General features: G+C 41.5%; 20 protein-coding genes and 4 pseudogenes. 20 read left to right on the top strand and 4 right to left on the bottom strand.

The annotated features are described in order from the left end of the window. Positions 1-24 precede the first annotated feature (24 nt). Complete coding sequence (locus QFZ78_RS05925) at positions 25-486, top strand: NUDIX hydrolase (protein ID WP_307546102.1); 462 nt, start codon at positions 25-27, stop codon at positions 484-486. 177 nt (positions 487-663) lie between these two features. Continuing rightward, the gene (locus QFZ78_RS05920; protein WP_307546101.1) at positions 664-1,371 is read left to right on the top strand and encodes a hypothetical protein; all 708 of its coding nucleotides are present in this window, start codon (positions 664-666) and stop codon (positions 1,369-1,371) included. Between the two features lie 162 nt (positions 1,372-1,533). Here the strand turns inward: QFZ78_RS05920 and QFZ78_RS05915 are convergent. Then, positions 1,534-2,109, bottom strand: a pseudogene (locus QFZ78_RS05915) (NAD(P)H-dependent oxidoreductase). 102 nt (positions 2,110-2,211) lie between these two features. On the opposite strand from QFZ78_RS05915, the gene QFZ78_RS05910 reads away from it, so the two are divergent. Continuing rightward, entirely contained in the window at positions 2,212-2,712 is a 501-nt protein-coding gene (locus QFZ78_RS05910) for an RrF2 family transcriptional regulator (protein WP_307546100.1), read from the top strand. A gap of 71 nt (positions 2,713-2,783) precedes the next feature. Here the strand turns inward: QFZ78_RS05910 and QFZ78_RS38455 are convergent. Next, positions 2,784-2,945, bottom strand: a pseudogene (locus QFZ78_RS38455) (hypothetical protein); the annotation flags it as partial. Positions 2,946-3,179: 234 nt separating this feature from the next. Here QFZ78_RS38455 and QFZ78_RS05905 point away from each other — a divergent pair. The 4 genes and pseudogenes from QFZ78_RS05905 to QFZ78_RS05890 all read left to right on the top strand — a co-directional run. Continuing rightward, positions 3,180-3,365: pseudogene (locus tag QFZ78_RS05905) on the top strand (Rrf2 family transcriptional regulator); the annotation flags it as partial. A gap of 134 nt (positions 3,366-3,499) precedes the next feature. Next, a complete protein-coding gene (locus tag QFZ78_RS05900) occupies positions 3,500-4,414 on the top strand; it encodes an NAD(P)/FAD-dependent oxidoreductase (protein WP_307546099.1) in 915 nt (304 codons plus the stop codon). A gap of 94 nt (positions 4,415-4,508) precedes the next feature. After that, the gene (locus QFZ78_RS05895; RefSeq protein WP_307546098.1) at positions 4,509-5,066 is read left to right on the top strand and encodes an NAD-dependent epimerase/dehydratase family protein; all 558 of its coding nucleotides are present in this window, start codon (positions 4,509-4,511) and stop codon (positions 5,064-5,066) included. A gap of 385 nt (positions 5,067-5,451) precedes the next feature. Then, positions 5,452-6,480 carry a copper amine oxidase N-terminal domain-containing protein gene (locus QFZ78_RS05890; RefSeq protein ID WP_307546097.1) on the top strand — a complete coding sequence of 343 codons (1,029 nt, stop codon included), beginning with the start codon at positions 5,452-5,454 and terminating at the stop codon, positions 6,478-6,480. 464 nt (positions 6,481-6,944) lie between these two features. Here QFZ78_RS05890 and QFZ78_RS05885 read toward each other — a convergent pair whose 3' ends face one another. Then, positions 6,945-7,244 carry a LysM peptidoglycan-binding domain-containing protein gene (locus QFZ78_RS05885; protein ID WP_307546096.1) on the bottom strand — a complete coding sequence of 100 codons (300 nt, stop codon included), beginning with the start codon at positions 7,242-7,244 and terminating at the stop codon, positions 6,945-6,947. Positions 7,245-7,450: 206 nt separating this feature from the next. Here QFZ78_RS05885 and QFZ78_RS05880 point away from each other — a divergent pair, with 206 nt between their 5' ends. From QFZ78_RS05880 to QFZ78_RS05850, 7 genes are all read left to right on the top strand, one after another. Next, positions 7,451-8,218: a sugar phosphate isomerase/epimerase family protein gene (locus tag QFZ78_RS05880; protein WP_307546095.1), complete on the top strand. Its 768-nt coding sequence runs from the start codon at positions 7,451-7,453 to the stop codon at positions 8,216-8,218. 292 nt (positions 8,219-8,510) lie between these two features. Further along, positions 8,511-8,939 (top strand): VOC family protein, encoded by a 429-nt coding sequence (locus QFZ78_RS05875; RefSeq protein WP_307546094.1) that lies wholly within the window; start codon positions 8,511-8,513, stop codon positions 8,937-8,939. 15 nt (positions 8,940-8,954) lie between these two features. Next, positions 8,955-9,512: a YdeI/OmpD-associated family protein gene (locus QFZ78_RS05870; protein WP_307546093.1), complete on the top strand. Its 558-nt coding sequence runs from the start codon at positions 8,955-8,957 to the stop codon at positions 9,510-9,512. Between the two features lie 237 nt (positions 9,513-9,749). Next, on the top strand, positions 9,750-10,178 hold the full coding sequence (locus QFZ78_RS05865) for a type II toxin-antitoxin system HicA family toxin (RefSeq protein WP_307546092.1): 429 nt from the start codon (positions 9,750-9,752) through the stop codon (positions 10,176-10,178). After that, positions 10,175-10,672: a hypothetical protein gene (locus tag QFZ78_RS05860; RefSeq protein ID WP_307546091.1), complete on the top strand. Its 498-nt coding sequence runs from the start codon at positions 10,175-10,177 to the stop codon at positions 10,670-10,672. Before QFZ78_RS05865 ends, QFZ78_RS05860 begins: the two co-directional genes overlap by 4 nt. 204 nt (positions 10,673-10,876) lie before the next feature. Continuing rightward, a complete protein-coding gene (locus QFZ78_RS05855) occupies positions 10,877-11,662 on the top strand; it encodes a DUF817 domain-containing protein (RefSeq protein ID WP_307546090.1) in 786 nt (261 codons plus the stop codon). Between the two features lie 83 nt (positions 11,663-11,745). Then, on the top strand, positions 11,746-12,480 hold the full coding sequence (locus QFZ78_RS05850; RefSeq protein WP_307546089.1) for an aminoglycoside phosphotransferase family protein: 735 nt from the start codon (positions 11,746-11,748) through the stop codon (positions 12,478-12,480). A gap of 102 nt (positions 12,481-12,582) precedes the next feature. Here the strand turns inward: QFZ78_RS05850 and QFZ78_RS05845 are convergent. Further along, a pseudogene (locus QFZ78_RS05845) lies at positions 12,583-12,762 on the bottom strand (transposase); the annotation flags it as partial. A 161-nt stretch (positions 12,763-12,923) separates the two neighbouring features. Between QFZ78_RS05845 and QFZ78_RS05840 the strand changes: the two are divergent. The 6 genes from QFZ78_RS05840 to QFZ78_RS05810 all read left to right on the top strand — a co-directional run bounded on the left by QFZ78_RS05840 (position 12,924) and on the right by QFZ78_RS05810 (position 17,413). Beyond that, positions 12,924-13,448 (top strand): LacI family DNA-binding transcriptional regulator, encoded by a 525-nt coding sequence (locus QFZ78_RS05840; protein WP_307546088.1) that lies wholly within the window; start codon positions 12,924-12,926, stop codon positions 13,446-13,448. A gap of 115 nt (positions 13,449-13,563) precedes the next feature. Further along, a complete protein-coding gene (locus QFZ78_RS05830) occupies positions 13,564-14,322 on the top strand; it encodes an extracellular solute-binding protein (protein WP_307555509.1) in 759 nt (252 codons plus the stop codon). Positions 14,323-14,646: 324 nt separating this feature from the next. Then, the gene (locus QFZ78_RS05825) at positions 14,647-14,769 is read left to right on the top strand and encodes a hypothetical protein (protein WP_307546087.1); all 123 of its coding nucleotides are present in this window, start codon (positions 14,647-14,649) and stop codon (positions 14,767-14,769) included. Positions 14,770-15,012: 243 nt separating this feature from the next. Beyond that, positions 15,013-15,786: a pirin family protein gene (locus QFZ78_RS05820; RefSeq protein WP_307546086.1), complete on the top strand. Its 774-nt coding sequence runs from the start codon at positions 15,013-15,015 to the stop codon at positions 15,784-15,786. Positions 15,787-15,798: 12 nt separating this feature from the next. Continuing rightward, positions 15,799-16,284 carry a MarR family winged helix-turn-helix transcriptional regulator gene (locus tag QFZ78_RS05815; RefSeq protein WP_307546085.1) on the top strand — a complete coding sequence of 162 codons (486 nt, stop codon included), beginning with the start codon at positions 15,799-15,801 and terminating at the stop codon, positions 16,282-16,284. 43 nt (positions 16,285-16,327) lie between these two features. Further along, entirely contained in the window at positions 16,328-17,413 is a 1,086-nt protein-coding gene (locus tag QFZ78_RS05810; RefSeq protein ID WP_307546084.1) for an LLM class flavin-dependent oxidoreductase, read from the top strand. The last annotated feature ends 287 nt before the right edge of the window (positions 17,414-17,700 follow it).

The raw sequence follows: 17,700 nt of genomic DNA, 5'->3' as shown, positions 1-17,700 counted from the left end.
TCGAAGATGAGTGGGGGTGACAGAATGAGCGAATATATTCGGGAATTACGTTCATTAGTTGGAACAATACCTTTAATTCTAGTTGGTGCAGTTGTTATCATTCAAAACGATAACCACCAAATTCTTTTGCAACATCGTAAAGATAGTAATTGGGGATTACCAGGCGGTCTTATGGAGCCAGGGGAGTCATTGGAGGAAACAGCAACTAGGGAAGTATACGAGGAAACTGGGTTAACCTTAAATCGTTTAACCTTGTTGGAGTTATTTTCTGGTCCAGATCTTTATTTAAAACTAAAAAATGGAGACGAACTTTATTCAGTAACAGCACTGTATCTTTGCAATGATTACAAAGGAGAATTGGTGAGCGATTCATCCGAATCACATGAGGTAAGTTTTTGTGATGTGGACGATCTTCCGAGTTTAAATCCTGCAAATACTATTTACCTCGCAAAGTATTTAGAATCTGATTTACTTCGTAAAAGGTAAACGAATGAATGGACTGCTTTTTATTACATCCTGTTGATGGCCAAAAATTGTGAGAAGAAACGGGCAGCAGGATAGTTTGGTACTTACTTGAACTTTACCAAGCATTCCGAACAGCCATTTAGTAATATAAGCATATAAAGTCAACCGCAAGAAAGTTTGAAGCAAAGGGGGATTAAATTGAATAACGTAGATACTGCGGTTTTAAATAATATTGTTTGGTGTGGGATTGTTTGTGAGTTGCATGGACTTACTCAAACTTCAAGTGAGCGTGTATGGGGACTGCTTTCTAAAGCACCCGAATTATACCCCGATATCATTACTTCAAGCAGTCATGCAACGAGTGAAGAAGTGATAAATTTTATAGGTAATAGAGAAATATTCAGTATAAAAGATAGTTTTGCTAATCTTAATATGGTGCCATTTGGTTTTAAAGTATTATTTGAGGCAAAATGGATTTGTCATTCACCGGTTGCCGATGTTGATTACGTTCAAACGGAATGGACCGTTGTTTCGTCAGAGAAAGATTTAGCAAAGTGGGCCTTTGCAAGCGGATTGCAAAAAGTGATAAAAGCAAAACTATTAGATCAAAAAGATGTGAAAATCTTTATGCACGAGGTAAATGGTGAATTATCAGGATTCATAGCTAACTTGAGTGCTAATGCTGTGGGGATATCCAATGTATTTTCAAATAGTAATAAAATTATTTGGTCAGATATTGCTCCAATTGTTTCTACCTATTTCCCTGGGATACCGATGGTGGGTTATGAAAACGGCGATGATCTAACATCAGCCCTCTTATCTGGATGGACACCAATAGGTCCACTTCGAGTATGGATTAAATCAAATGATTGTGAAAAGCAATTGCTACGGCCAGCCTGTATGTGACCCTCATATAAGCACAGAAAAGAGCCCAATTTCATTGGGCTCTTTTGAATTTTCGCGTAACTAGCTGCAGCGGACCTGATCAGAGCGAATCATTTGCACATCACTGACCTAAATGGCCGTCTTCGACGGCTGCTATAACTCTCATTAACTTTTAGTATCCCTTTATGATCTAACTAAACCAGACAAATGTTTGGCAGCTTGGTCAGCATCTTTGTAGGCTTCTTCTAATACGATTTCCCGATTTCTAATGGCAGTACCTTGAGTTGAGCTCTAATAATTTGATAATCTTCAATCCCTAAAAAATTGAACATGGATTTCAGATATTTGTTTGAGTATTCAACCTCTGTATACCAATCGTTATTTGTATAAATTGAGCCGCTTCCCTGAATAACTAAGAGGCTTCTGCCGTCATTTAATAAGCCTACGGAGCCATTTTCGGTAAATTTATAGGTCTCACGAGGAATAATGATGTTATCTATTGCTTAAGAAGTTCAACTGTCCGATCTAATACTAGTTGATCTTCATTGCTAAGTGGTTCTCCTTTTGTTAGTCTTTCTCTTGCATTTATAGTGTCCGATCTACCATGGGAATATGAATATCGTATAAATTGATCTATTCAATAGTTTCCATTGGGTTTAGTTCCTTATACGTTTTTTAAAATTTATTCAAAACCAGTAATATATAAGAGTCTATTGAATCCACTTTCGGATGGGCATTAATAATAAGTGTTTTGGTCATAGTAATATCTCCTAATGGGTGAAGGTATGTACAGATTTGACAATTTTTTTTATATCTTAATATAAATATTAACTAAAGTTCGTTCTAAGGAGTAGGTTTTTCATGCAGTATAGTATTGGTGTTGAATATGCACTGCACTGCCTTGTATATTTAATCGAAGTTCCACCAGATTCCAGCATTGGTATAAAAGAACTTTCCGCTTTTCAAGGAATTTCTGAAACGCACCTCTCTAAGATGTTTGGCAAATTAACAAAGGCTGGCATCGTTAAATCCATTCCTGGTGTTAAGGGCGGTTATAGTTTGTCCAAATCTCCAGAAGAAATTTCATTTTTGGACGTAATCGATGCAATTGAAGGCACAAATCCTATTTTTCAATGCAAAAACATAATTGCAAACGGCATTCTGTACCAAGATAAAGAGTGTACATCTTGTACAGCAGATACGCCTCCTTGCACGATAAATTTAGTTATGCTAGAGGCAGAAGAACACATGAGGTCGTTTCTGCGAAGCAAGACGCTAAAATGGCTGAATGAGGATTTGGAGCGCGTCCTGCCAAGACAAATACGCAACGATACACGAAAATATTTTTCAGCGCCAAAGTAGTTGGTTATTAATCACGTACTCAGATGAAGACATCGTATATGTGAAACATCCTAATAAATTGATTGGATGGGCTACTCAAAGAAAACAAAAAAACGGGCTTCTTGTATTTTTTTATCGGCTGTTCCTGCAGTTGGATGATAAATGATCTTATGCCCTTCGGGGACATAAATCACTTCTTGGCGCTGCCACATTGCTTTGAATTCCTGACTAATGCCCGATAACTCAAGAATTTGCTCAGACCACCAAGTATATAGTTAATGATTGAGCTAACGAGAAACGATAGTAATGGAGCTTGCCTCGCGGCAACTCATTTTTTTGTTCATTCAAGTAAACCGAGGGACGGACAGGATAGCGCAAAAGCTGCTTGGATACTGGGAAATGAGCGATTGTATGGAATAAATGCTTGCCTTTCAGAAACATTAGAGTTATTATGGATTCATAAAGTCGTTAATGTAGATGCTGAATGAAATATTCCAGGCGCAAACGGTGGATACCGCCTCAGACAGAAGCAGGATGATATCTCCTTTCTCGATATCATCCATGCGATCGAAGGGACCGCTTCTTTGTTCGAAAGCAGCCTGAATCACGGAAGCGAATGTCTGATCCAGCAGGTTGTGATCGATGCCGAACGTCAGATGGAGCAGTATCTGTAGAACAAAAAAATAGCGGATTTGTCGAAATTAATCAAACGGAGTAAGGATCCGTCATTTTTACAAAAGTTATTAAAGATATAATAAATCTATTATGTCTCTAATATAAATATTGAAAAGCGAAAGGGAGAATCAGGATGACTCACGATTGTGCTATTATCGGCGGAGGACCGGCAGGTCTAAATGCTGCTCTTGTACTAGGCAGGGCAAGAAAAAATGTGGTGGTTATTGATGAAGGGCGTCCGCGAAATGGGGTTGCTCGTCAGACCCACGGCTTTCTTACTAGAGATCATATAAGTCCAAGCGAATTTAGGCGAATTGCGAAGGAACAAATTAGATCATATCCATCCGTTTACTTTGTGGAGGATACTGCGGTATCGATCACGGGAACCGATGGTTGTTTTCAAATTACGACTGCACGAGGACAGACCTATCGAAGCAAAAAGCTGCTCTTTGCAGTAGGTATGAAGGACCTCCCAGTGGATATTAAAGGACTGGCAGATGTATATGGTAAAAGCGCCTTTATCTGCCCGTATTGTGATGGCTGGGAACTTAGAGAGCAACCGCTTGTCTTAATTGTCAAGGGAGCGGATGCACTACACATGGCCAAAATAATATCTGGATGGTCGAATCATTTTACAATCTGTACCAATGGTCCTGATGAAATGACGGACGCACAACGTGAGGAACTAAATCAACATAACGTTCCTGTATTTGACACACCGATCCAGTCTGTCGAATCTAACGACGGCATGGTGCAGCAAGTTGTTCTGGAGGACGGTACAAGAATCCCATGCACTGGGATATTTTTTAGACCGAAGCTTATTACCGGATCAGACCAGCCGCAAGTAATAGGTTGCCAGATCACGGAAGCAGGGACTGTCATCGTTGATAATTTCGGTAAAACGAATGTTCCTGGCGTCTTTAGTGCCGGTGATGCAGCATCGCAACTTCATCAGGCCATTACAGCTGCTTCTTTGGGCTCATTGGCAGGTGTGGGCATTAACAATGAACTGAATGAAGAGGCTTGGAATAAACCTTTTTCTCATTAACCGGTGATTTTAGCGAGTCTGCAATCTGTGAACAGAATAAGAGTCTATAGATGGGTCTAAAGGTCAGCAAATTTATGAAGAAGAAACGCCGTTTGTGCCGATAGATCCGCAAAAAGATCGCGTCATGATTAACGAACAGATACGAAAAGCAGGTGTGGAACAGGGCATACGGAGTATCGTGATCGTACCAAGTATGATCTATGGAACTGCGCTTGGCCTTCCAAGGGAAAGTGTTCACCTGCCGCTTATCATCCGAAAATCCAAGGAAATGGGCGCGGGCGTCTATATCGGTAAGGGTGTAAACCGCTGGTCCAATGTTCATATTAAAGATCTAGCGAAGTTGTACCTGCTTGCTGTAGAGAAGGCTCCGTCCGCATCCTACTTCTATGCGGAAAATGGGGAAGAATCTTTCGGTCAACTGGCCAAATTCGTAAGTAGAGCCCTGGGATATGGAGGGCAAACGGTCAGTTGGTCATTTGACGAAGCCGTCGGGGAATTGGGGGGGATTCGCACAGTTTGCACTCGCTACCAACAGCCGGGTTTGTGCTGTTCATGCCCGGAATCTACTTGGCTGGAAGCCGGTGGGAGAATCGATCCAATCTTGGATTTCCCAGAGCGTGAAGTAAGCAAGCGATTGATGTTAGAAGCTTGAGATATAGGGATGTATCGAGTGGATGGATGGCCTTTCGCTGATACTGAAAGTTAGGCTGCCGGTGATAAAATCGGTGACCTGTTGTGCTAATGGGCAGGTCTAACATGCCTGCGCATGCGGATCGGTCTCCTGCGAGCTGCTGGAGAGCACCGATTTGTCTCAGGTAGAGATCGGCTCCTATTGTGAGAGCTAGGAGCTGAAGGAACGCTGCGATTTGAGAATGAAAAAGATAATGTTGTGTACAGGTTCGGCAAAATTCACCTATTCCGTGGCGGTATCCTTTTTAGGCTGTTTTAGCGTTACCCTCCCCTTATAACTCAGATTACCAACGAATGATTAAATTAGAATGGTAAATTCAGGATAAATATGGAGGTCTGACGCTGAAATGAGAAAACGCATCTGTGTTGTTTTACTGTTTATGTTTGCTTTTTGTTTATTAATGAATAGTACATTTGCCGCTGAGCCCGCAAACGAAAATAAGCTCGTCCCTGAAGATGGTGAGTATGGATTTTTTATTTTGGAAATCGGCAATCCGAAGCTGATTTTCAATGGGAAGACAGAGGAAATTGATCCAGAGTTTAAGACGGCGCCGGTACTAATAGAGGGAACTACCTTACTCCCTATAAGAATCATTATTGAAAAGCTGGGGGGTACCTTGAAGTGGGACGAAGCCGAGAGTATCATTGACATCAAATACAAAAGCAAAAGAATAATTTTGCAAATCGGCAATAAAAAGGCCGTTGTGGATAACGAAGAAAAAATGCTTGATGTAGAAGCGGTTATCTTGAACAACATTACGATGATTCCGCTGCGGTTTGTGGCAGAGAGCCTCGGCTGTAAGGTATATTGGCACGGGGATAATAAAATATCTATAAGCACAAACGCCTTGAAGGACACGTTTTCCTCTGATCGTTTTAGCACTGAGGATTTATCCATATACGATGCGGTCTTGAAAAAGCAGATTCGTCTTGGCATGGCGAAAGAAGAGATCGATAAGTTGTTTGGAATTCAGCCAGAAAAGAATATCTTTGGAAAATATAATTATGAGGGGCTCGTAGTATATTACAGGGATGGCAAAGCGGCAGGGCTAATGGTCAGTTCAGAAAATAACTTATCTACAAGGTTTTCTACGGTCCGAAATGTAAACCTGCTCACCCCCAAGATGTATGTCCAGCAAAAGTATGGGGCGAGTGTTGAAAAGGACAGTGAAGATAGTGATCAGTATGCCACCTATGTCTTTTGGAAAGAGGATCAAAGCCTAACCGAAACATTAGTCAAGCTGGAATCCTCGTCTTTGTCCAAAGATCCAGTGAGGAACAGGTATTACATATCGTTTTTGTTCAATGAAAACAAGCAAAAAACGGTCTCGTACCTACTTATCGGTGACTTTGAGTTTGCGATGTTTTCGAAATAGCATCAAACTAGCAGCATATTTTGTGACTTCTTGTCACTGATTTTTGGGGATTATAAGAACGGAAAACTATAGTTTAATATTATAAGGACTGCATCAGGGCTGCCCGCTACTCCGCTAAAGATTGGTTTAATTATAAGATGATTAAAAAGCAGCCTCTGTGTAGAAGCTGCTTATTAGTATTGCATTAGTTAGTGGTCTATCACTCTATACAATAATGTTATGCTTATCCGGCTGTTTCATCAAGGTCTTCGTTGTAAGCCAATATTCCGTGTTTAAAAGTTTATTGGTTCGACTAACGTGAATGATACATACCAGTTAAACGTTAGAAACAAGGTTGACCGCTGTGTATAGATGGAGTGGGAGGTTGAATGGCAGAGCTTCAATGAGCCGCCGAAGCAATGAAATAGAAAACAGGCTGTGTCAAGTACGGCTGCAGCCTGTCTGTTTGGTTTGGGACAAGCTTATCAAGGGCGTTCCAGCCGGTCTACCCGTCTGTCGAGACGTTCGACCTGATTGTTCAGCCTTGTAACCTCACGTTCCAACCGTGTAACTCTTCTTTCCAGCTCACGATCTGCAGGTGGGCCCGGCGGATATATTGGTCCCGGGCCAGGACCAGGACCAGGTACAGGGATAAATAGTCTTAAGCCGGCATAAACGAAGTTAGGATCTGTGAGCTGGTTTGCTTGCATAATAGCTTGAACCGTTGTGCCGAATCTTGCTGCTATGGACCATAAGGTATCGCCGGGTTGAACAACATATGTCATCGTAAATTCCTCGCTTTGCAAATTATATTAAATCCGATATCATCCTATGTGCCTAATGGTCATATTGCCTATGGCATGAGCCTATTTATTAGAAGTACATCCCTGCATTTGAGAATGGGATGCTTGTCGTCCAATTTATTGTGGCTCTGCGCCATATTCCATGATATATATGAAATGACTCAAATTTGACGAATGGAGTGAGATGAATGAAAATCGCCGCGCAATTGTATACGCTTCGCAGCTTTCTGAAAACCCCAAAGGACATCAGCGAAAGCTTGAAAAAAGTAAAGCAAATGGGGTACCAGGCCGTACAAGCTTCCGGTGTCGGACCGATCGACATTCAAGAATTTAAAGCGCTTGCTGATCAGGAAGGCTTGACGATCTGCGCGACGCACATCGGGTACAACGAGCTGTTGAACGATATGGATACTGTCATCGAGAAGCATAAAGCATGGAATTGCAAATATGTCGGTTTAGGCGGCCTCCCGCCGGAATTTCGCGAAAACAGCCAAGGCTACGCCACTTTCGCAAAGCAAGCCTCGGAATTTGGGAGACAGCTGAAAAGTGCTGGGTTAAAGTTCATCTATCATAACCACGACTTTGAGTTCGCGAAATATGACGGAAAAACAGGCATGGAGATTTTATTTGAGGAGTCGGACCCAGATAGCGTGGATTTCGAGCTGGACGTTTATTGGGTGCAAGCTGGTGGGGCCGATCCCATCGAGTGGATTCGTAAGATGGAAGGAAGAATGAAGGTTGTTCATTTCAAGGACATGATTGTGACACCGGATCGGAAACAGCGTTTTTCGGAAGTCGGCGAAGGTAATATGAATTTCAAAGGGATTATTCAAGCATGCGAGGAGATCGGCGTGGAGTGGGCTGCGGTAGAGCAGGACGACTGTTATGACCGCAATCCTTTCGAAAGTTTGAAGATCAGCTTTGCCAATCTTGCAAAATTAGGGTTAAAAGGTTGAAGTTACGTAGAACTATAACTGAATAAACGACTAGAACAAGGCTGCCGGTGGATCGGTGGCCTTTTTTTCACTTAAGATAAAGAAGAGAATGAGCTTTACTAGAGTAATATTATTAAAATGACTGACATAGGTGAGGAATTGAATGAAAATATCTTCACGTCCATAGACATCAATACGACAAGTGTCTAAAACATTCAGAATAAAAGCAACCATTGCTGACATATTGGTGTCAGTAATGGTTGCTTATAATAACAATAAAACCAATAATATTTAACTTAGGAGGAAATTGAGTATGAGTGCAAAACAAACATTACGAGGATTTGCGACCATCAGTTATTGGGCAGATGATATGGAGGCGGCAAAGGCGTGGTACTCTGAGCTGCTGGGCAGTTCGCCTTACTTCGAACGATCAGGACCAGATGGTCAACTAGCCTATGCCGAGTTTCGCCTTGGAGACTACCAGCACGAACTAGGTCTGATCGATCGCCGTTTTGCTCCTGCGCGTGCAACGGCTGGCCCCGGTGGGACCATTATGTACTGGCATGTTGATGATATAGAAGCCACGCTTAACAATTTGATGGCCATGGGAGCGGAAGAGTACGAACCGCTTGTACATCGTGGGGAGGGATTCATCACGGCTTCCGTCACGGATCCATTTGGTAACGTGCTGGGTATTATGTACAATTCTCACTATTTGGAGATGTTGAATTCCAGAATCTAGGGGTGACCAGAATAAATGGTAATAGATAAAATAGTACAAGTTCACACTCGACAAGAATGGCGAAAGTGGCTAAGTGACTATCACATTACAGAAGATTATTGTTGGTTAACTACAAATCATCATTCCGTAAGTTACTTAGACTTTGTTGAAGAAGCCTTGTGTTTTGGCTGGATTGATAGCACACGTAAAAAAATGGCTGACACTCAAACGGCGCAACGATTTTCACCCAGGAAAAAAAAGAGCAACTGGTCAGAGCTCAATAAAGAACGTGTCCGACGGTTAGATAAACTAGGCATCATGACAGAATCTGGAAATAAAGTATTGCCCGATATGAACACCGAATCTTTTATAATTCATGAAGATATCTTAGCGCAAATGCGTCAGGACGAAGCGCTCTTTCACAATTTTCAAGCCTTGCCAGAACTATATGTTAGAGTCAAAATTGACAATATCCAGTCAGTGCGGCACGATGCAACGTTGTATCATAATCGATTGACAAAGTTTATTGAACATACTCGTGTAAATAAAATGTATGGACAGTGGAATGATAATGGTCGTCTATTAGGGTATTAAACTACCTGAAAGTAGTCGACCAAGAATCTTCATTCATCTGTGGTGCCCTGCGAGGGGCATGGATGGACGGAGAACTATAGCTCAATACAGAACGAAACGAGGCTGCCGGCACAAACGGCAGCCTCCATTGACGTTAACGGGTAGTTTAACGTAACCATTTCATTAGTTAAATCGTCTATTATGTACATAAGTAACCTTAGCAGGTGAATCCAGATTTAGTTTAAGGAGAGAAATTCAATGCAGATCACAAGGTTTAAGAAATCAACATCAATCATTGTTGGCATATTAATTTTAATACTGTTGATTGCCGCAATTTATTCTTACTTTAAGTTGTACTTACCTGATCTACCATTGGATGGTGTTACCAAAAGACAAGCATACGAGAAAATCTTTAATAGTCACAATGCCATTGTGTTTTTAGCCGATCAAGGAGACTACAATTGGTATATTTATAATGGACCTCAGAAAGAAGGCGGAACTGAACTAATCAAACGAATGAAAACTTTAGGTTTTATTTTTATTGAGCAGATGGGATCTGGATATATTTTTAGTAAGGAGAACACTCAGGATAAGATTGTAGTTACATCTCAACAGTGGACCAGTAAATACATTTTATATAAAGCACCTTATGAAGTAAAACTAACAAGTGCAGCGAGGTTACAATGACATTAAGAAAGTCTATATATATTTTGATTGCAATAATTCTTATTGGTATTGGTTGTTTATTATATAAGATTCAATCTGTAGTTCCTTCTACAATGAAATTTTCTGATTTTGGGCTTGGTGCTGCAACCTTATATTTTTATAAAGGGGCTACATATTACAAGAACCAAACACTCATACAGAAGTATTTTGATTTAAACAAAATTAAGGATGTTAGAAGAATCTCCTTTGAAAAAACAAAATCTGCAGCTAAAATAATTAGTTTTGCTTATAATTCTGATAAGGGAAGAGATTTATTTATTGATGATAAAGGAAGTGTTTACTTCGTTGTATCAAAGTCAGAAATAAGAAATAAATCAAGACTTCATTGGCTTTGGTGGAAGTTAGATGTTTCCAACAAATATAATAGTATCTATTATTTTTCAGATCCAGACCCTGCAATTGTAGAATTAATGAATCAGATAACTAATGAAATAGGATATAGGGATGGACTTTGACTTTAGACAGATATAAATGGACATTACGCATAATATGCCTATGTGGAGTAACAAAAAATAAGAAATATTAAACGAAAAAAATTCTCTTTTTAAATAGGGATTTTGCCTTTATTCTTGATCTAAGACAAAAGAGCAAGAAATATAATGGTAACCAATATATCATATAATCGCTCAACATCATGCATGGGGAGGAGATAAGCATAATTGAAACCAATCATTCAACTCCTGCATTTTGGCTATCATCAGACGATGAGCTGCATATTTCCTGTTGCGATCTTTGGAACTTTAGCTCTTTCTAACGTAATAGCGGTACCATTCATTTATCGTTATGATGCCATTCTACTTATACTGCTTGGAGTGCAATACTTCATGTACCGCAGCGGATTAGAGACACGTGATGAAATCAAAGTAATCTGTGTTTTTCACTTTATTGGATTGTTGCTGGAGTTATATAAGGTATGGATGGGATCATGGTCATACCCTGAGCCTGGGTATACGAAGTTGCTCGGTGTCCCGCTCTATAGCGGATTTATGTATGCAAGTGTAGCAAGCTTTATGTGTCAGGTGTGGCGGAGACTACGGATGGACATGACCGGCTGGCCTGGGCTTAGGTCCTCGGTGCTGTTAGGAGGAGCCATCTATTTCAACTTTTTCACACATCATTTTATTCCCGATTTTCGTTGGTGGTTGACGGCACTTGTGTTTATTGTCTTCTGGAAAACACAGATCATATATCGGGTTCGGACTATAACTTATCGAATGCCCTTAACTCTCGCATTTCTCATTGTGGGTTTTTTCATTTGGGTAGCAGAAAATATAGCCACATTTTTTGACGCTTGGAAATACCCTGATCAGCACCAAACCTGGCAACTGGTTAGTTTCAGCAAGATCAGCTCATGGTTCCTTCTGGTAATCATTAGTGTCATCATCGTTGCTCAACTTAAACATGTTAAAGCTAATCGAACAAGGAACGATTTATTTTCCTGCTAAGATTGCGCTTAACGCAGAACGATTGTTAAATAACAGAAGGACGGTAGAGCGTGAAAATGGGTTTGAAAGGCATGGTGACTTAATTGAAATACGGGAAAATAATTGGTGAAGGCAATACGGCAACTGTATATGAATGGGAAGAAGGTACAGTGCTTAAGCTTTTCGATCAGGGCTATCCAAATAAAGCGGTAGAAAGAGATTTTCAAAACGCGAAGGCAATCAATGGTATGAATTTTGCAAAACCAAAGGCATATGAAATTATTTGTTGCGAAGGGCGAATGGGTATTTTATATGACAGAGTGGAGGGCGAATCCCTGTTGGATTGGGTTTTGAAAACAGGTGACCTCCAGGGATGTGCGGAACTTATGGCAAGGCTGCACAAGACAATCGTTCAGAACAAAGTTAGCAATGTAATGAATTACAAAGAATTTTTAAAATCCAATATATTAATAGCGCCATCGACTAATTTATTGGAACAAGAAGCAGTATTAGAAATCCTGGATAGATTGAAAGATGGAGATACACTTTGTCATGGTGATTTTCATCCGGGTAATATATTACTTTCAAACGGGCATGCATTGGTTATAGACTTCATGAATGTGTGCCATGGAGATTTTTTGTATGATGTTGCAAGAACTGTTTTTTTGGTGGAATATACACCAGTTCCAGAAGATGCAGGTGATAGAGAAACACTTCTGCGATTTAAGAAAACGCTGGCAGACTTATATCTTATCGAAATGAATGTTACCCGAGAAATGATACATGATTATCTATCTGTCATTATTGTGGCTAGAGTAGGTGAATGCCCTAACGAATAGGTTGGGTTTAGGCGTTCCTCAGTCTTTACATGCTTATAATAGTACAAGTGAACGTATCTTTAGAAGTCCAATCAACTTACGTAGAACGAGAGCTCCACGTCACTTCCCCGAACTGGCTTCCGTGAGGTTGAGCCCCGCATGACGAAGCAAGGTGTTACCATGATCAAAACCGCTTAAATCCCCGGATTCTCCTAAAATACCAGCTAATGAAATAGCGTTAATCCTTTTAATGACAAGCATCTGCTTGGCATAAGGAATGCGATGAAGCACAGCAATGACTTCTTGTAATTAAATAATTCGATTTTTTACAGGAGAAAAAGGATATAATTTGAATTTCAAGAATATTTTTGACCAAGAATACAATAGCTGATTTTATACTTATCGTATGATAGATTCAACATGGAGTGTCAGGGAAATGGAACTAAGTTTGAGAGGGGCATGGAATGAAACCGACCATTTACGATGTGGCCCAAACCGCCGGGATGTCCATCGCAACCGTATCTAAAGTGATTAACGAGACAGGCAGAATTAGCGATAAGACGAGAAAGCACGTATTCAGTGTAATGGAGCAGCTGAATTACCAACCGAGCATGGTAGCTTCCGCTTTGACGGGAAAAAGCACCTATACGATTGGATTCACACTACCGGATTTAGCAAACCCATTTTTTGCTGAAATCGCCCGGTCTGTCGAGGATCTGGGACATGAATACGGTTTTAGTGTATTTATTTGCAGCACAGATAATGACCCAGACAAAGAAGTGAAATATTTATCTCTGCTCACGCAAAAGAGGGTAGACGCAATTACCTCCGCAACTCGGATTCAAAATGATCAATTCTTAAAAAAGCTGATTCAGCAAAATATCCCTATTGCTTTAATTACAGGTGAAATGCCAACGCTGGCTGTGGATACCGTGATGGTCGATGACTACCTCGGAGGTAACCCGGCGGGAATCATTTGGTGGAGCTAGGGCACAAGCGGATCGCCATCCTGGTAGAGGATATGGATAACAGCAGCAATCGTGAGCGTATCCGCGGTTGTAAGCAGGCTCTGACTAATGCAAGTTTGCCTTTAGAGGAACATTAATTCCCAACTTAGGTAAAATTGATGAGAATAATTTGAAGAACTTGGACGGGAAGGGCGTTCCTTACCGTGCCTCAGCCGTCGTATTAGCCTACAACAGCGAGAAAGTAAAGAATCCTCCCAAAACGACTGATGAGCTCTATGAGTGGATTAGCAAAAATCCAGGCCGCTTTGCCTATAATGATCCAGCAACCGGCGGGTCTGGGGATTCTTTTGTACAAACGGTCATTTATAATTTCCTTTCACCGGAAGCGAACACGAGTCAAGATTCAAAATGGACGAAGCAATGGGATAAAGGCTTTAAGCTGCTGAAGGAGCTTCATCCGAGGATGTATCAAAAAGGCGTATATCCGAAGAAAAACCAAGGCACTTTGGATTTAATGGCAAACGGCGAGGTAGATATGATCCCGGCATGGTCCGATCAAGGGCTTGAGCAAATCAGCAAAAAGCTGCTTCCAGAAACGACGAAGTTGACACAAATTAGCCCGTCTTTCATCGGAGGACCGACGTATCTCATGGCTCCTAAGCTATCCGAGCGCTTAGATTCAGTCGCTAAGTTCCTAGACTTTGTACTAACACCTGAAGCACAAACCGTTATTACTCAGAAAATGTACGGGTACCCAGGAATCAAATGGTCGGAAATACCTTCGAAACTGAGAGATGAGTTTAAGGATGTGACAGCAGGCTATCGAACTTTCAACCTAGGTGATCTGGGTAAAGAAATTCAAAAACGCTGGCAGCAAGAAGTTGCAGGCCAATGAATAAAAATATGAAACAGGGGATCTTTGGGCTTTCGCTAGTCATCCTATCCTTCTTGCTTTTATGTTTGTTTTGTTCTCTTTTATGGGATATTTTTACATCCGAACGATGATCAAGGACGATAAAGTTTCGTCACATTAAGTCATACTTTGGAATGAGCACCTTTCCATTATAGGGGAAAGGTGTTTTTCAAGTTGAAGGAGGAGCAACGATGAAGACACTGCTGATTGCGGATGGAACTGTGACACCAAGCTGTTCGAAGAGCCATATTACCTAAACCCTTCATTTGCATAAGGAATGTCGTAAGCTTCATGTGGAATTCGCGTATGAACCGAAAAAGTTGGAGGATGAAGAATCGGTCGCAAATCGACATTGAGCTTGATTTAACCGGTGTTCAATGGATGCGTGCTGAGATGCACAAGAACTTTATCTCATTTAGTGCCGCGTAAATCGCGGCATTTTTGATTTATGGGATAAAGTTCTTGTCACGGCTAACTGACAAGAACTTTATCCCATTTTCGAAATTGACACGAACATTATCTCGATGTTATTACCCGCTATCCATTTATTCAGGCTTCTTTCACATGTTGACAAATAAATGAACTAGATATATTCTAAATATAGATAGAATAAATAATTTTAGGATATATATTATTAGGATTTAAAATTAAGATTAATAGAGGAGCTTTCAAATGAACATTCAAATTTTAGGCCCCGAATATCAAGCGAAAGAAGAATTCGATAACGGCAAAATAACGGCTCAGAAACCTCTAGGGTTCCCAGGGCAAGGAGCTGTAACGGTTAGGCTTGGTCCTCTTTTCTACTGGGCTTGGGGAAAAGCCGAAGCGGAAGGAGGTATCGGGTTTCATCCACACTCTGGGTTTGAGATTATGACTTATGGAATAGCTGGCCAAGGACTTCACAGAGATACAACTGGAAGCGAAAGTATCCTTGGTCCTGGTGATCTTCAACTCATGCAAACGGGCTCGGGTGTTCAGCACGCCGAAAGCGTCGAAGCGGGCTTCCAGGGTTTTCAAATTTGGCTTGAGCCTTATTTGAATGAAGCGGTAAAACGTGCACCAAACTATTCTCTGTTCAAGCACGAGCAGTTTCCTCAGACACATCAGGATGGAGTGAATGTAAAGACGATATTGGGAGAAGGTTCACCCGTCCTACAATTAGTGGCTGTTGCGCGAATGTTTGACGTAGAGATTCAGCCAGGAGCGTCATACGTCCACAAGCTATTGCCGAACCAGACACTTGCAGGATTGTCGTTTAAAGGCGCCGGTGGTTCCATTTTAGTGCCTGGACAAGATCCCGTTACATTTCAGAATAAAGACTTTGCCATCGTTCAATGTGAAAAGGAGGGAGAAATCAGCATCCGTGCTGAAGGAGAGAAGCTTCGAATTTTTCTAATCGAAGTCCCTACAGAAGTGGAATATCCATTGTATGATAAACGCAAATAAGGGGGCTTAAGAATGGCTGATCGCGACGCTGAGGGTAAGGCTCTTGATTTAAGACTGATACGCGTTATAAATAACGCGATGAAAGTGCTGTTCGTAAGCTTAGAACGTGCCATTGACAGCTATGGTCTCAGTTTAGAAACCTTCCGAATTCTCGAGTTTCTTTACAATAAAGGTCCGCATTCCATCCAGATAATAAGCGATACTTTCTCGATTCCCAGCGGGAGTATCACCTACGTGGTCGATAAGCTGGAGAAGAAGGGGTTCGTGGAACGGCTCCCCATCCCGGGTGATCGACGTAAAACAAATGTGGCATTGACCGGGGAAGGACGACGTTACTTCGATAATATCTTCCCAAAGCATGTTCAAACGCTCTCCGACAATTTGTCCTTCGCAACGGACGGGGAGAAGCTCGAACTTATTCACGTGCTGAAGAAAATTGGATATGGTATCAAGAATCGTGAAGGCAATACGAATAATGATGGATCAGATTCTTTTTGAAAGAAGGATTTTACTATAATTTTATATTTAGGGGGATTTGAAAATGGAAATAGGTGTAGATACATTTGTCGAAACAACTCCGGATGTTAAAACGGGCAAGACAATAAGTCATGCGGAGCGGTTGCGTGAGGTTGTTGAAGAAATCGTCCTTGCCGATCAGGTTGGGTTGGATATATTTGGGGTCGGTGAGCATCATCGTAAGGAATTTGCGGATTCCGCTACTGTCGTTGTGCTGGCGGCAGCGGCGTCCATGACTAAAAGGATACGCTTAACCAGCTCGGTTACCGTGCTCTCTGCAGTTGATCCAGTACGTTTGTTTCAGCAATTTGCCACGCTCGATGGTATTTCAAATGGACGTGCTGAGATTATCGCGGGTCGAGGCTCTATGGTCGATGCGTTCCCATTGTTTGGTTATGATTTAAAAGACTATGATGAGCTTTACGCGGAAAAATTGGAACTATTATTAAAAATAAGGGACTCGGAGAAGGTAACCTGGAAAGGAAAGCATCGATCGGCCATTACGAATCTGGGTGTGTATCCGCGTCCGGTTCAGAACTCTTTACCCGTATGGCTTGGCAGTGGGGGTAATGCGCAATCGGTAATACGAGCAGGGGAACTGGGACTGCCTCTTGTTTTGGCGATCATTGGCGGGAGCCCCTTGCAATTTGCTCCGCTCGTGCCGCTCTATAAGAACGCTGCTACTCGTGCAGGACATGATGCATCGAAATTACCGATTGCCGTACACTCACTCGGGTTCATTGCGGAGAGTAACTCGCTTGCAGCCGAGAAGTATTTCCCACCCACTCAGGCAGTGTTTAATTCAATGAGTAAAGAGCGTGGTTGGGGACATTATAGCCGTTCACAATTCGATGCCTCATGCAGCCCAGAAGGCGCATTCTACGTAGGCGATCCCGAAACGGTGGCCAACAAAATTATTTATATGCAAAAACATTTAGGCTTCTCACGATTTTTCCTACATTTACCTGCCGGCACCATGCCACATGAGGATGTTATGAAAGCCATTGAACTATTGGGAACGGAAGTCGCCCCGCGAGTTCGTGAAGAGGTCGCAAGATGGGAAGCTGAAGAAAAATTTTCTGATGATAATAACAGTCGACAAACCCTTTAGAATCAACATGATAATTTAAATTGATATGACATAAAGTTCCCCTCAAACCTTAAAATAAGGGGAACTTTGTGTCACCATTAATGGGGAGTTTGTGTTAATGGACAAATTAGAAACAGAGTAGAAGTTAATTTGAGTTCCTTTTCTTATTATTTTGACGGGGGACAAAAACATACGTTGATACGGAGCCGCGCTATGCGCGGCTTTTTCGTTTTATCAATGGAAGTTCTTGTCCCTTGATGAGGACAAGAACTTCCATTGTTTCCCGACTGAGGCTCAAAAGGGCTCTT

The organism is Paenibacillus sp. V4I5, from assembly GCF_030817255.1.
Classification (GTDB): Bacteria; Bacillota; Bacilli; order Paenibacillales; family NBRC-103111; genus Paenibacillus_E.
The sequence above is the reverse complement of the archived record's forward strand: the minus strand, read 5'-3'. Positions and strand labels throughout refer to the sequence as shown.